Here is a 14,577-nt window from a genome sequence, read left to right on the forward strand (position 1 = left end):
AGTGTTCCGATCAGTTCATCGTGGGGATGACGAAGTGATTGGTCTCTTCCTTCTTGCCGGAAGGCCAGCGCTGCGTCACGGTCTTGGTCTTGGTGTAGAAGCGGAAGGAGTCGGGACCGTGCTGGTTCAGGTCACCGAATCCGGAGCGCTTCCAGCCACCGAAGGTGTGGTACGCGATCGGGACCGGAATCGGCACGTTGACGCCGACCATGCCGACGTTGACGCGAGCGGTGAAGTCACGCGCGGTGTCGCCGTCGCGGGTGAAGATGGAGACGCCGTTGCCGTACTCGTGTTCGGTCGGAAGACGCAGTGCCTCTTCGTAATCGGCAGCGCGGACTACCTGAAGGACGGGTCCGAAGATCTCTTCCTTGTAGATGCGCATGTCCGAGGTGACGTTGTCGAACAGAGTTGCGCCGGCGAAGAATCCACCTTCGTGGCCTTCGAGGGTGAAGCCGCGGCCGTCGACGACTGCCGTTGCGCCCTCGTCGATGCCGATCTGCACGTAGTTGTTGACGCGGTCGAGGGCATCCTGGCAAACGAGCGGTCCGAAATCGACGCCTTCGTCGTCACTGCGACCGATCTTGAGCTTCGCGACGCGCTCCTTCAGCTTCGCGACAAGAGCGTCCGCGGTCTCCTCGCCGACGGGAACGGCAACCGAGATGGCCATGCAACGCTCACCGGCACTGCCGTAGCCTGCACCGATCAGGGCGTCGGCAACCTCGTCGAGGTCGGCGTCCGGCATGACGATGGCGTGGTTCTTGGCGCCACCGAAGCACTGTGCGCGCTTGCCGTGAGCTGCGGCCGTCTCGTAGATGTACTGAGCGATCGGCGTGGAGCCGACGAAGCCGACAGCCTTGATGCGGTCGTCGGTGAGCAGGACGTCGACAACTTCCTTGTCACCGTTGACCACGTTGAACACACCCGCAGGCAGTCCGGCTTCGAGGAACAGCTCGGCCAGTCGCAGCGGGACGGAGGGGTCACGCTCGGAGGGCTTGAGGATGAAGGCGTTACCGGCGGCGAGGGCGGGGCCGGCCTTCCACAGCGGGATCATCGCGGGGAAGTTGAAGGGCGTGATGCCTGCGACGACGCCGAGCGGCTGACGCATGGAGTACACGTCGATGCCGGTGCCGGCACTCTCGGTGAATTCACCCTTGAGCAGGTGCGGAGCGCCGACTGCGAACTCGATGACCTCGAGGCCACGCTGGATGTCACCCCTGGCGTCGGCGACGGTCTTGCCGTGCTCGGACGAGAGGAGGCGGGCCAGAGAATCCATCTCGGCCTGAGCGAGCTGCAGGAACTTCATCAGCACGCGGGCGCGCTTCTGCGGGTTGAATGCTGCCCACACCTGCTGCGCCTCTTCGGCATTGGCGATGATGGCTTCGGTCTCGGCCTTGCTCGCGAGGGGGACGCGGGCCTGCACCTTGCCGGTGTTGGGATCGAACACGTCCGCAAATCGATCAGATGTCCCGGGAACACGCTTGCCACCGACGAAGTGCGTCAACTCGTGAACCGTCGCATTTTCAACCATTGTGCTAACCCGTTCCTTGCTCGTATGGACCACCCAGGAGGCAGCAGTGAATATGTCTACCATCCTATAGTTGGATGTCCATGTATGTCTAGAGCCCAAGGGCTGTGCGCCTTTATTAACCGCGGGGGGTTAATAAAGGCGCACAGCGCGGAGCGCGGCTGCCGCTTCCTGCGCGACTACTGCATCGGTGACGTCGTATCCGTCCGATCCCCCGCCCGGGCCACCGGACCCCGCGACAACCTTGCGTGCCGAGAGATGCACCGCATCGACGCCGACGGCGGCGATTGCCGGGATGTCGTCGACGGTTATTCCGCCACCGGCCATGATCTGGATCCGGCCTGCGGCATGTTCGACCATTCGACCGATCTCGTCGAGACCCTCGCTGCAGGTATCCGCACCCCCGGACGTCAGCACGCGGGTCACGCCCAGGTCGATCAGTTCGTCCAGCGCGGTCAGTCGGTCGGCCACCACGTCCATCGCACGATGTACCGTCACCTCGACCCTCGCACGGTCCACGCATCCGATGACGCGCCGCAGCACGACGGTGTCGATCGTATTGTCTTCTGTCAGCGCGCCGACCACGATGCCGGAAGCTCCACCGGCCACGGCCGCACGTACGTCGTGCTCCATCACCCACACTTCGTCGGGTGAGAACACAAAACCTCCGGCGCGCGGACGGATCAGCGGGTGAACCGCGATCCCCACTTCCGACGCTGCCTCGATCACTCCATTGCTTGGCGTCAATCCCCCCGTCGGACCGAGCGCCGCACACAACTCGACTCGAGTCGCTCCTACCGAACGTGCGATCCTCGCCCCCCGCACGTCCTGCACCGCCAGCTCCAGAACCGTCATGTCAGAAGGACTGCCACGACGGCTTGTGCTCGAGCGCATACCGGTAGTAGTCGGCAAGTTTGAGCGAACTGGCCGCAGCTTCGTCGATCACGACGGTGACATGGCGATGCAATTGCATCACCGAAGCCGGGCAGAACGCAGACAACGGACCTTCGACGGCTGCGGCGATCGCATCGGCCTTACCTTCTCCGGTCGCGATCATCACCAGATGCCTTGCATCGCTGATGGTTCCGAGACCCTGGGTGAGCACATGGTGTGGGACGTCGTCCACCCCGTCGAAGAACCGTGCGTTGTCGATCCGGGTCTGCTCGGTCAGCGTCTTCACGCGAGTTCTCGAGGTCAACGACGACCCTGGCTCGTTGAAGCCGATGTGACCGTCGGTGCCGATGCCGAGCAACTGCACGTCCACTCCCCCGGCCGCCGCGATGCTCTGGTCGTATCGTGCGATCTCTTTCTCCGGGCACGGCGCTTCACCGTTGGGACTCGACACCATCGCCGGATCCAGATTGACGTGATCGACGAATTCCGACCGAATCACCGAGTAGTACGACTGCGGATGGCGTTTCGGCAATCCCAGGTACTCGTCGAGCAGAAACGCCCGAGCCAGCGAGAAGTCGAGTTCGGCATCGCGATGCCTCGCTGCCAGTTCACGATAGGTTCCGATCGGCGACGACCCCGTTGCAAGCCCAAGCGTCGTCGCCCCGGCTCTGACGTAGCCTTCGACGATGTCCGCGACGGTCGAGTCGACCTCCGCGGGTGTCGGCTGAATTACGATTTCCATGATTTTTCCTTTCCGGCGGCTTTTCCGCCGAGTAGTACACGCCCCAGGCGCAATTGACGATCGGTGACCACGATGTCGGCTCGGCAGCCCACGGCCAGCGATCCGATCAGGTCGCCAAGTCCCAGCAGACGCGCTGGGCTCCGAGTTGCCGCTGCGACAGCGTCTTCCAGCGCGACGCCGCCGTCGAAGACGGTGCTACGCAGCACGTCGAGCACCCTCGCGGTCCCTCCGGCGATGGCACCGGAACTGCCGTCGGTGGTCGCGAGTCTTGCCACTCCGTCGGCAACCGTGACGTCGAGCGCACCGAGTTGGTAGTCGCCGTCGTCCATTCCGGCCGCGGCCATCGAATCACTGACCAAGGCGATCTGGTCCGGTCCGACAGCGTCGAAGACCATCGACACGGTCTCGGGCGCAAGATGCACACCGTCTGCGATCAGTTCCACCACCATCTCGCCTCTCGCGGCAGCCGCCAGGCACGCCGCGACGGGACCCGGAGATCGATGGTGCAGGGGCGGCATCCCGTTGAAGAGGTGGGTTGCGCTGATCTGACCGGCCCAATCCCCGTGCACCGCAGCATCGATGCGCGCCGATGTCGTTGCCGCGTCCGCATCGGTGTGACCGAAACTCGGCACGATATTGCGATGACGCATGATCGCGAGCAACTCTTCGAAGTTCTCGGTCTCGGGCGCCAAGGTCATGGACCGCACGGTCCCCCGCGCAGCGTCACAGACGGCTTCGAGAAGGTCCGGATCGCCGGGCACGATCGCCGCCGGATCCTGGGCACCGCAGCGAACGCCGTTGATGAACGGCCCCTCGAGGTGGATACCCAGAAGTTCTCCGCGTTCGACCAGATCGGCGAGCATCGTTGCTTGTCGGACCAGATCTGCGCGCGGTGCAGAGACCAGGCTGGCCAGCATTCCGGTCGTGCCGTGCTCACCATGGTGCGCCGCAGCGCGGCTCGCACCATCGGCGTCGGTGTTCGGGAAACCAGCACCAGCTGCGCCGTGGCTGTGCACATCGATCAGGCCGGGCATGATCACCGTGTCGGTGCGTTCCGGAATGACGACGACCGGTGCGGACGCCACGTAGTCCGCAGCCGAGCCGACCCAGCTGATCTTCTCACCGTCCGCGACCACAACTCCGTCGTGAATCTTGCCGATCGGAGATCCGATCACCGTTCCCCGCAGTACGAGCGGATCGCCGGCAGCAGCCGAGCCTGATGTACTCATGCTGACTCGCGAATCCGCGCGACAGCTGCTCTACCCTCGAGCGGGTTTCGCGCGCCCCGCGCCGCAGCGGCCATGTCCTTGCACACCGCCAGATCGAGAGAGGCCAGTTGCGCGCGAACTGCGCCCAATGCCGGGACCGACATCGACAGACTCGTCACGCCCAAACCGACCAGAACCGGAGCCAACAGCGGGTCCGACGCGGATTCTCCGCACACACCAACAGGTTTCCCGGCGTCGGCGCCCGCCTGACCGACCATCGCGATCAGATCGAGGACCGCCGGCTGCCACGGATCGAGCAGTTGCGCCAGGCCTCCGGCCATACGATCCACGGCGCAGGTGTACTGGCTCAGATCGTTGGTGCCGATACTGACAAAATCGAGGTGCTCGAGGATATCCTTCGCTCGCAACGCTGCAGCTGGAATCTCGATCATTGCTCCGACCTTGCCGATCCCCCGCGAACGCGCAAGTTCTGCAAAGTCTTTCGCCTCGTCGGCAGTGGCTACCATCGGCGCCATCACCCACAGATCGGCGCCCGTCGCGTTGCCTGCCGCCGCGAGGGCGTCGAGCTGACTGATGAGGGTGTCGGGATAGACCGTGCCGACACGGAGCCCGCGGACACCAAGGGCCGGATTCTCCTCGACCCCGAGATCGAGAAACGGCAACGGCTTGTCCGAACCCGAATCGAGAGTGCGGACCACCACCTTCTGTCCGGCGAAGTGCCCGAGCACCGACGCATACGTCTGCGCTTGCTCCTCCACCGAAGGTGCGTCGTGGCGCCCGAGATACGAGAATTCGGTACGGAACAGTCCGACGCCCTCACAATCCGCCGCCCCGGCCCGCGCGGCGTCCTCGAGGGTTCCGATGTTGGCCGACAACCTCACCGCAAACCCGTCACGCGTGCGTCCTGGACCATGTGCCGAAGCCGACTGCTCTGCCACGAACGATGCTTCGAGGACAGCGCGCTCGCGCATTTCTGCCGAGGGATCGATGGTGACCGTCCCGGTGGTGCCGTCGAGGATGAGGAGTTTTCCCTCCGCCAGCAGATCGGTTCCCGAGCAGTTGACCACGGCCGGGATTCCGAGCGACTTCGCCAAGATTGCGGTGTGGCTGGTCGGACCTCCTTCGGCAGTCAACAATCCGACCACGTCACTGTTGCCCAACGTCGCTGTATCTGCCGGAGCGAGGTCGCGCGCCACCAGGATGTACGGATGACCGGGAGCGGGGATTCCGGGCATCGGTTCCCCGCGAAGAACGGCCACGGCTCGCTGCCCGAGATCGCGCAAATCCGTTGCCCGCTCGGCCATGTACCCACCGAGCGCCGTGAGCTTTTCACAGAATGCGTCGAAGGCAACTGCGACGGCGTGTGCGGTCGGCAACCCCGATTCCAGGTTCGCCTTGGCCGCCTTCACGATGCCCGCATCGCGCGCCATCGCAGCCGACGTCGTCAGGATCTCCGCCGACACGCCCTCGACTGTCTCTGCACGCGAGAGCAGTTCCTCCGCGACGGCGTCCAGTGCCTCACGGATCCTGATCAGCTCCGCCTCGGGACTGCCGGTGATCGGGTCCGACGCCGAAGTCGGCTCAGGCGTGGAGAATCGCAACCACGGCGCACAGACCGAACCCGCGCTCACTCCGATACCCGCGATGCGGTTGTCCACACTCGCCGTCATCAGGCTTCGTCCAGTTCGGAGGCGAGAAGCTCTGCGAGCGAACCGACCGCAGCATCGGCGCCGTCACCGTCAGCACGCAAGGTCACCGAATCCCCAAATGCGGCACCGAGAGTCATGACAGACAACATGCTGGAGGCGTCGACGGGTTCGCCGTCGCCCAGCGAGATGGTGACGTCGACCGGCAGGTCGGCCGCGGCGCGCGCGAAGAGCGCTGCGGGTCGTGCGTGGAGTCCGACTCGGGATCCGATTGTCGTGGTTGCGATCGCCATGGTCAGCGTCCTCCCAGTTCCTTGTCGAGCTTGTTTTCCAGTTCGGCGACGAGCGGGGCGTCGGTGCGGCTGTCACCTTCGGCAGCCAGTGCCAGTTCGGCCTCGAGCAGCGCGGCGTCGGGCTCACCTGCGGCCACCTCGACCTCTTCTTCTCGTCCCGGCGTGCGCAGATTCCACTTCTTGATGACGAAGCTGAAAAGGAAGTAGTAGATCACGGCGTAGCCGAGTCCGATCGGGATCAACATCCACGCGTTGGTGGCCTTGCCGAAGTTCAACACGTAGTCGAAGAAGCCTGCGGAGAACGTGAATCCGTCGTGAATCCCCAGCGCATTGACCAAGGCCATCGACGTTCCGGTCAGGAGCGAGTGGATGACGTACAGCGGCCACGCGACGAACATGAAGGAGAATTCGAGCGGCTCGGTGATACCGGTGAGGAAAGCAGTCAGGCCGGTGGAGAGCATGATGCCGCCGACGAGCTTCTTCTGAGAAGGCTTGGCGTTGCGCCAGATTGCGAAGGCTGCAGCGGGGAGGGCGAACATCATGATCGGGAAGAAGCCGGTCATGAACGTGCCGGCAGATGGGTCGCCGGCGAAGAACCGGTTGAGGTCGCCGCGAACGATCTGTCCGCTCGCGTCCTGGTAGTCGCCGATCAGGAACCACACGGCGGAGTTCAAGATGTGATGCAAGCCGGTGGGGATCAGGAGGCGGTTCGCTGCGCCGTAAATGCCGCCGCCCACAACGGTATTGGAAGCAACTGCTTCACCGACCCAGTTCAATCCGGAGTTGAACAACGGGTACACGAATGCCATCAGGACACCGACGACGAGACCTGTGATCGCTGTCAGAATGGGAACGAGCCTGCGCCCGTTGAAGAATCCGAGATAATCGGGAAGCTTCGTTCGATAGAACCGCTGCCACAAGATCGCCGACAGCAAGCCCATCACGATGCCGGCGAGCACACCGTAGTTGATCAGTGATTGATCCCCGTTCGGGTCGGTCTTCCCTTCGAGGACGATGGGCGACATCGCCTTGAACACTCCGTCGATCACCATGTAGCCGACGACGGCTGCCAAGGCAGTCGAGCCGTCGGCCTTCTTGGCCCAGCCGATCGCGATACCGACGGCGAAGATCAGCGGCAGCCACGTGAAGACTGCTTGTCCTGCTGCAGAGATCACTGCAGCAGCACTGTGCATCGAACTGAATCGCCCGAGCAGGTCGTCCTGGCCGAGGCGGAGCAAGATTCCCGCAGCCGGCAGAACGGCGATCGGAAGCATCAAGCTTCGGCCGAGGCGTTGAACCCCGGCGAACACTTTCGATTCCTTCTTCGGGGTGTCTTCGAGAGTCATCAAGGACCTTCTTCGTTCGCCGGGCCGCGTCGCGATCGGCCGCTGGTTCTGGAAATTCGGGTGTCGTGCACGTGCAGGTTTCGTGAAAATGCAGGTCACGGTTCATGCTCGGAAGTGAGGGCAAAACCGTTTTGTCGAAACTGTTGTGGAGCCGGACTTCCAACGGGTACTGTCCGGTCATAACCAGTTGTAGTTTTACCTGGTCGAGGCGAGTTGTCAACACCCAAATGTGACATACGTAACCGGGATAGCCTTGACCAGCAACTAGTCAGCCCACCTGTACGACCGTTCAACGATCACGACCAACCCGACAATCAGGAGCAGCAAATGTCGAAAGCGGAAGCAATCATCAAGGGCCTCGGCGGCGCAGAGAACATCGTCGAGATCGAGGCTTGCATCACCCGCCTGCGTACCGAGGTCAAGGACGGAGCGAAGGTGAACGAGTCCGCTCTCAAGGCTGCCGGCGCACACGGCGTGCTCAAAGCCGGAACGGTTGTCCAGGTCATCGTCGGGCCCGAGGCCGACACCCTTGCCGAGGACATCGAGGACATCCTGTGACGGTCGTCCTCGCCCCGCTGCCCGGCCGGGTCGTCGCACTCGCGGACGTCCCGGACCCGGTGTTCGCTCAGCAGATGGTCGGCTCGGGCGTCGCGATCGAACCCGCCCGCGGTCAAGGCCCGCTCACGGTCGTGGCGCCGATCAGCGGAAAGATCCTGAAACTGCACCCCCACGCGTTTGTGATCTTCGGCGAGAAGGCCACCGGCGTGCTGGTCCATATCGGCATCGACACGGTCAAGCTCGAAGGCGACGGATTCACGCTCATCGCCGCCGAGGGTGACACCGTCGATGCGGGTGATCCCATTGTCAGCTTCGATCCAGCGCACATCGACACGACCGGCTACTCGGCGATCTGCCCGGTTGTCGTAATGGATTCCAAACCGGACACCGTCGAATCCCCTTCCGTCGGTGGGGACGTCGCCACAGGCGACACTCTGTTCGACTGGTCGGCGTAACGCAAAGGGCGAGCACACCGGAAGGTGTGCTCGCCCTTTCGTTTCGAACGATGGCTATTGGTCGCCGCGCGTTTTGGGCCGCGCCTGGCCCTGGACTTCCATCTGCAACTGGTAGCGGTCGGATCGGTACCAACTGCGAGTGTGTTCGACCGGCGCGATCTCACTGAACGACACTCGATCGAAGTACAGAACCGGAGCGCCTTTACGAGTGCCGAGGAGAGTCGCGATCTCCGTACTGGCACCATCTGCACTGACAGTCTGCTCTGCCCGGTCGATCGGCTTGTCGTACTTGTCAGCGGTCGCCCGGTAGATCGAACCCGTCAAGTCCATGTCGAGTAGACCAGGCAACAGTTCCGGATTGAACCAGCCGTCGTCCACACTCACCGGCTCGCCGTCGGCGAGGCGCAAGCGCTTGACGTGATACCCCTCGGAACCCGGTCTCATATTCAGTGCGGCAGCAGTGCTTTCGGGGACCGGCCCCTGCTCACTGACCAGGACCACTGTGGTGGGGTGATGCCCCTGGGCCCTCATCTCCTCGGTGAACGACGCAAGGTGCAGCTTGGACTGGACAGCGCGGTGCGCGACAAAGGTGCCCTTGCCACGCACACGCACGAGGTGTCCGTCATTGACCAACTGGCCGATGGCCTCGCGAACAGTGATCCGACTGACGCCGTAGTCCTGCATCAGGTTTCGCTCGCTGGTCATCAAGTCGCCAGGCTGGAGTTCTTGAGTGCACTTGCGCAGGAGAATGGTGCGCAACTGCTCATGTTTGGGTATTGCGCTGTCGCGCAAATGAACGGGCATCACAGCGACTGTCCCTCCGAGAAATGAATAGTCGTCTATTCGCCGACGATAACGATCTGAAATCGCGGGCAGGTCCCGACCGGACCGGTCCAATTAACGATACTGGAATTCACGGTAGGAAACTAGCATCAGTCCGGAGTTGTCCGATTTCAACCGTCCAACCGTCGGTAGATGGACCGTATTTCGTCCAAGGCGACGTTCTGCTGAGCCATGTCCAATCCCAGTGCCGCAACCGCCTCACGCAGACGGCGGATATCCAGATCGTCTATCGCCGGTCGAAATTGCACCTTCGGTAGCGCGGGGAGGGCAGCAGCGATTCCGAACCAATTCTCGACGTCTACCGGAACAGTCGACTCGTCCTCCACTCCCCCGATCAACTGCTCCAGGTCGACCCCGCGAAGTCTCAGCAACCTCAGCGGATCGGTGTCGATCCGCTCGGCAGTCAAGAACGCCACGGCCGCAGCGTGTTTGCACGGCCAGCCGACATCGGGGCAGGTGCAGTCGAAACGGAAAGCCGACGGGCCGTCCGGTATCAGTTGGGCAGCAAGCATGTCCGGGACAGTGCCGGACACCAGCGCGGCAAGGCTTCCCGGCACTCGGCGGATCTTGGTGATGATGTCGTCGATATCCGATTGATCAAGAGTGTCGATCGAGAGCGTGGAAACGAAAGGTTGAAGTTGGCTGCCCTGAACCTCGGCCGTCACCACTCCCGGTTCGATGTCGAGCGCCAAAACCTGACCCGAACGCGCATACGTTCGCCCACGCGTGACACGAGGTTTGTCGCCGATCTCTTCGACGACGCGGACAAAAGCCTTGCCCCAGAACGTTCTCCCGAACGCTGGACGAGGCTTGACCGGCGCAGGTGCCCGCCGCCGAGGCCCGGTGTACTCGCTGAAATCGGGGCCCTTACCGCGCGGACTCATTCGCCCACCGCGTCGTCGCCGAGTCGCAACAACTCGTCCAATTGCTCGACGCTCATCTCCGTCACCCAGTTCTCACCGGTCCCGACTGCAAGTTCGGCGAGTTCACTTTTACTCGCGATCATCGTGTCGATTCGCTCTTCCAAAGTTCCGACACACACCATCTTGCGGACCTGCACGTTCTTTCTCTGACCGATGCGGAAGACACGGTCCGTCGCCTGGTTCTCAACCGCCGGGTTCCACCATCTGTCGAGGTGAACCACATGGTTGGCCGCTGTGAGATTCAGACCCGTGCCGCCGGCCTTGAGCGAGAGCACCATGATGGGCGGACCGTCTGCGCCTTGGAATGCCTCGACCATCGCGTCGCGTCCAGCTTTGGACACGCCGCCGTGGAGAAACGGAACCTCGGTGGTGAACCGGTCGGCCAGGTACGGCACCACTAATTCCCCGAACTCACGAAACTGTGTGAACAACAGAACCTTCTCGTCATCGGCCGTGACCGACTCGACGATATCTTCGACCAGGCCAAGTTTTCCCGAACGGTGTTGCCCGCGGCGCATCACCGGCGAACCGTCGCGCAGGAAGTGCGCCGGATGATTGCACACCTGTTTGAGTTTGGTCAGCGCAGACAGGACGGCGCCTTTGCGCTTCATCCCTTCCGTTCCCTTGATCTGCGCCATCATCTCGTCCACCACGGCGCGGTACAACGCCGCCTGTTCCTCACTGAGATTCGCTCGAACCGTCATCTCCAACTTCTCCGGGAGATCCGCGATCACGGAGGGATCGGTCTTGACCCGTCGCAGCACAAAGGGGGACGTGACGGCTCGCAGTCTCGAGACGGCAAGTTGATCTTTTTCCCGCTCGATCGGTACGACAAACCTTTTGCGGAACATCTGCTCCGAGCCGAGTACCCCGCGATTGGCAAAATCGAGGATTGACCGCAGCTCGTCCAGTCGGTTCTCCACCGGCGTTCCGGTCAGAGCAACGCGATGATCCGCGGGGATGCTGCGAGCAGCTCTCGCCTGAGATGTCTTGGCGTTCTTGATGTGTTGAGCCTCGTCGAGCACTACGCGCCGCCAGTCGAGATCCTTGAGGGCCGCGACGTCGCGGGTCATGAGCGCGTAGGTGGTGATCACCAGGTCACTCTCACGAACTGCCTGTTCCAACTCCGCCCCGGTAGCGCGATCCGAACCGTGATGAACGTAGACGCGCAAGCTCGGCACGAATCGCGCCGATTCACGCTGCCAGTTTCCCACAACCGACATCGGGCACACCAAAAGGGTTGCTGTCTTGGACTTCTCGTGCGCAAGTAACGCCAACAGTTGCAGCGTCTTACCCAGACCCATGTCGTCGGCCAGTACCGCGCCGAGCCCGAGAGCACTCATGTACGCCAACCAGTCGAGACCGCGTCGTTGATACGGACGCAAAGTCGCGTTGACCGTCGACGGTACCGCGACCTGCCGCGGAGCTACCGACTGGTCGAGCAGTGCAGAGGCCCATCCGGTTGCCTTCACTTCTTCGACCGGCAGGTCTTTGAGGTCGTCGGCGATCAAATCCTTGATCAGATCGACAATCGCTCGGTCCCCGCTCGAGTGCCGCTGACTGACAAAACGAGCCGCGCGGGCCAGGACGTCTTTGTCCGCCTGAACCCACTCGCCGCGCAACTGGACCAGATCGGACTTCGCATCGACCAGTCGGGTCATTTCCTCGGCGGTGAGCACCTTGTCTCCGAGCGCCAATTCCCAATCGTATTCCAGCAATTGGTCCATACCGACCGTACGATTCTCCGCAACGATCGGAGACGCCGCCGAGGTCACCCGCACACGCAGGGATGGAGACACCACGTTCCAGGCACGCGGAAGCAGCAGCGTGATCCCTCGCTCTCGCAGGACTATCGCGCCGTGTCCGACCAGGTCCATCACGACAGGAGTGGGCAGCAACAGGTCGAGACTGTCCTCGTCGCGCGGCACGTCGCGAAAACGTGGGTAAGCCTTGATCGCCTCTTCGAGTTTGCGGCTGCCGAGCTGGATACGTTTGGGATCTGCCCGGTGCAGTCGAACACGTTCGGGCGCTTCACCTTCGGGACGCAAACACACGTGCAGACGCCACAGCGCATCGTCGTCGGGATCGGAATTGTCGTCGAGTTCAGGCTCGATCAGCCGCAGAACCAGGTCCGGCTCTCCGGCGGTGAACGTCGACCCCCATTCGGCGAGTCCCTCGGCCGCTCGTACCGACACGTCGTCGAAAGCGTCCCCGGACAACACGGCCTGCCACAGCGGGGTCTGCACCACCGGATGCGAGTCACCGAGAACACGACGGACGATCGGGTCCGTGAGTTCGTTCGTGATGTCTTCGATCGTCGCCCTCGGCGAGCCGACTGACCGCTGCACCGGCGGCATGGCCACTACCAATTCGCCGATCCAGGCGCGCTGGCGTTCCCCCACCGACAACTGCCACCGCGGCCACCAACTACCCTCGGCTCGCGTCAGCGCCGGCACCACCCGGCCGGCGCGCACCCAACGGTCGATTCCTCGCGCCACGTGCACGAGAAAGTGCAGGTCTCCCGCGATTCGCTGATCGTCGGCCTTGAACCGCAGCAGGAGAGCGACTGCGTCCGGCGGCGCCAACGCAACAGCTGCGTACTCACTCTGCAAAGGCCCGCCAGGCACGGGCGGCATAGCGACATTCACACGATGACGGAACTTACGATGCAGGACAGCACTGACCGGATCTCGCGGATCGTCGGTTCCGGCACCGTCGTGCCCGTCGACCCACAGTTTGAGCCCCGATCCCGGTGACCAGAGTCCATGCAGCATCCGACCATCCAATCAGGTGCCACCGACACCGCTCTTCGTCACCACCCTTCCGGACCGTCCTTCCGATCTGGCTGGGCAATAGGCTGGCAGTCATGACGACGGCATACGGCTTCACCGAGTACGGCGGACCCGACACACAGTCCTACTTCGACGTCACCCTGCCCCCACCGGGTGCCGGCCAACTGCTGGTGTCGGTCCGAGCGGCAGGCGTCAACCCAGCTGACTGGAAAGTTCGCGCGGGTACTCGAAAAGATACTGTCCCGGTGACGCTGCCTGCGGTTCTGGGCCGCGAAGTGTCTGGTGTTGTCATCGGAGTAGGTCCGCGGGTCACCGAGTTCGAGGTCGGCGACGAAGTGTTCGGCGCTACCGCTACCGGCTTCGGCGGCTACGCCGCGTCGACATTGCTCAACGTCTCGTCGGCAGCACACAAGCCGCCGACCGTGTCCTGGGCCGATGCCGCGGTGCTGACGGTTGCGGCGGGAACGGCTTACGACGCTCTCCACGATCTCGGGCTCAAGCCCGGAGCGACACTCCTGCTCCTCGGTGCCGGCGGCGGCGTTGGTCGCAGCACGACCGCGCTTGCGGTGTCTCGCGGCATCGACGTCATCGGCGTCGCGAGTGAGTCCAAGCGAACCGCGATCGAGGGAGCGGGAGCACGGTGGGTTGCGTCGGGAGACGCCTTTGCAGGCGAAGTGTCCGCGTTGTCCCCAGGCGGAGTGGACGCGGTTTTCGACCTGGTCGGCGGGGACACTCTCACTCGCGGCGCTGAGCTCGCCCGACCGGACGCGCCGATCCTGAGCATCGCCGATCCTCTGGCGGCGAGCCGACTCGGCGGCGGTGGTGTCGAACGCCGAAGAACTACAGCAGTATTCACGGAGGTCGCGGCGCTCGTGGCCGACGGGACCCTCGACCCGTCCGTGTCCGGCCGTTACCCATTCTCCCGCGCTGGGGAAGCGCTCGCTGCAGTCGAAGACGGCCATTCAGCCGGCAAAGTGGTGATCGAGTTCGGCTGATTTCTGTCGGCCCCCGATGGTTCAATCACGTTCTACGACGGGCGGCGTTGAATCACCGTCTACGACGGGCGGGGGCACAGGTGGTTGCACGGTTATCTGCGATCCTGTCGACGCTCGCGCTCGTATGTCTCGTCGCGTCCTGCGGATGGTTCGGGGACGAGCGTCTCGAGTCGGCCCCGGGCAGCCCGACACGATCGGAGCTCGAATCGCTGCTGTCCCGGACCGCGATTGTCGACAACCGACCACATCCGGGTGGATACGAGCGCGGCTGCGGTAACGGCGAGGCCCCGTTGACTGAACTAAATGCCGAATGGTGCAGGTCTGAAGGGGTGGGGT

13 protein-coding genes and 1 pseudogene are annotated in these 14,577 nt (G+C 63.3%); 4 read left to right on the top strand and 10 right to left on the bottom strand.

Annotated features, from left to right (window positions below):
* Window positions 1-10: 10 nt before the first annotated feature.
* From ACKAMS_RS28180 to ACKAMS_RS28210, 7 genes are all read right to left on the bottom strand, one after another.
* The gene (locus ACKAMS_RS28180; protein WP_070385723.1) at window positions 11-1,528 is read right to left on the bottom strand and encodes a CoA-acylating methylmalonate-semialdehyde dehydrogenase; all 1,518 of its coding nucleotides are present in this window, start codon (window positions 1,526-1,528) and stop codon (window positions 11-13) included.
* 129 nt (window positions 1,529-1,657) lie between these two features.
* Complete coding sequence (locus ACKAMS_RS28185) at window positions 1,658-2,380, bottom strand: copper homeostasis protein CutC (protein WP_408989883.1); 723 nt, start codon at window positions 2,378-2,380, stop codon at window positions 1,658-1,660.
* A gap of 1 nt (window position 2,381) precedes the next feature.
* On the bottom strand, window positions 2,382-3,161 hold the full coding sequence (gene nagB / locus ACKAMS_RS28190) for a glucosamine-6-phosphate deaminase (RefSeq protein ID WP_021334281.1): 780 nt from the start codon (window positions 3,159-3,161) through the stop codon (window positions 2,382-2,384).
* Entirely contained in the window at window positions 3,149-4,390 is a 1,242-nt protein-coding gene (locus tag ACKAMS_RS28195) for an N-acetylglucosamine-6-phosphate deacetylase (RefSeq protein ID WP_408989884.1), read from the bottom strand. The genes nagB and ACKAMS_RS28195 overlap by 13 nt, the downstream gene beginning before the upstream one ends.
* Window positions 4,387-6,060, bottom strand: coding sequence for a phosphoenolpyruvate--protein phosphotransferase (gene ptsP / locus ACKAMS_RS28200; RefSeq protein ID WP_041815049.1), 1,674 nt, complete (start codon window positions 6,058-6,060; stop codon window positions 4,387-4,389). The genes ACKAMS_RS28195 and ptsP overlap by 4 nt, the downstream gene beginning before the upstream one ends.
* Window positions 6,060-6,329: an HPr family phosphocarrier protein gene (locus ACKAMS_RS28205; protein WP_019749212.1), complete on the bottom strand. Its 270-nt coding sequence runs from the start codon at window positions 6,327-6,329 to the stop codon at window positions 6,060-6,062. The genes ptsP and ACKAMS_RS28205 overlap by 1 nt, the downstream gene beginning before the upstream one ends.
* A 2-nt stretch (window positions 6,330-6,331) precedes the next feature.
* On the bottom strand, window positions 6,332-7,675 hold the full coding sequence (locus ACKAMS_RS28210; RefSeq protein ID WP_019749213.1) for a PTS transporter subunit EIIC: 1,344 nt from the start codon (window positions 7,673-7,675) through the stop codon (window positions 6,332-6,334).
* A 327-nt stretch (window positions 7,676-8,002) separates the two neighbouring features.
* Here ACKAMS_RS28210 and ACKAMS_RS28215 point away from each other — a divergent pair, with 327 nt between their 5' ends.
* Both ACKAMS_RS28215 and ACKAMS_RS28220 read left to right on the top strand, forming a co-directional pair.
* Entirely contained in the window at window positions 8,003-8,233 is a 231-nt protein-coding gene (locus ACKAMS_RS28215; RefSeq protein ID WP_003941324.1) for a glucose PTS transporter subunit EIIB, read from the top strand.
* The gene (locus ACKAMS_RS28220) at window positions 8,230-8,688 is read left to right on the top strand and encodes a glucose PTS transporter subunit IIA (RefSeq protein WP_019749215.1); all 459 of its coding nucleotides are present in this window, start codon (window positions 8,230-8,232) and stop codon (window positions 8,686-8,688) included. The genes ACKAMS_RS28215 and ACKAMS_RS28220 overlap by 4 nt, the downstream gene beginning before the upstream one ends.
* Before the next feature lie 54 nt (window positions 8,689-8,742).
* On the opposite strand, the gene ACKAMS_RS28225 is transcribed toward ACKAMS_RS28220, so the two are convergent.
* The 3 genes from ACKAMS_RS28225 to ACKAMS_RS28235 all read right to left on the bottom strand — a co-directional run bounded on the left by ACKAMS_RS28225 (window position 8,743) and on the right by ACKAMS_RS28235 (window position 13,228).
* Window positions 8,743-9,492, bottom strand: a complete 750-nt coding sequence (locus ACKAMS_RS28225) for a GntR family transcriptional regulator (protein ID WP_019749216.1) — start codon at window positions 9,490-9,492, stop codon at window positions 8,743-8,745.
* 149 nt (window positions 9,493-9,641) lie between these two features.
* Window positions 9,642-10,415, bottom strand: coding sequence for an SWIM zinc finger family protein (locus tag ACKAMS_RS28230; protein WP_007726128.1), 774 nt, complete (start codon window positions 10,413-10,415; stop codon window positions 9,642-9,644).
* The gene (locus tag ACKAMS_RS28235) at window positions 10,412-13,228 is read right to left on the bottom strand and encodes a DEAD/DEAH box helicase (RefSeq protein ID WP_047889200.1); all 2,817 of its coding nucleotides are present in this window, start codon (window positions 13,226-13,228) and stop codon (window positions 10,412-10,414) included. Before ACKAMS_RS28235 ends, ACKAMS_RS28230 begins: the two co-directional genes overlap by 4 nt.
* Before the next feature lie 92 nt (window positions 13,229-13,320).
* Here ACKAMS_RS28235 and ACKAMS_RS28240 point away from each other — a divergent pair, with 92 nt between their 5' ends.
* Both ACKAMS_RS28240 and ACKAMS_RS28245 read left to right on the top strand, forming a co-directional pair.
* Entirely contained in the window at window positions 13,321-14,241 is a 921-nt protein-coding gene (locus tag ACKAMS_RS28240) for an NADP-dependent oxidoreductase (protein WP_021334286.1), read from the top strand.
* Between the two features lie 80 nt (window positions 14,242-14,321).
* Window positions 14,322-14,577, top strand: a pseudogene (locus tag ACKAMS_RS28245) (hypothetical protein); the annotation flags it as partial.

The sequence above is a fragment of the Rhodococcus sp. 5A-K4 genome (assembly GCF_046097995.1).
Lineage (GTDB): Bacteria > Actinomycetota > Actinomycetes > Mycobacteriales > Mycobacteriaceae > Rhodococcus_F > Rhodococcus_F erythropolis.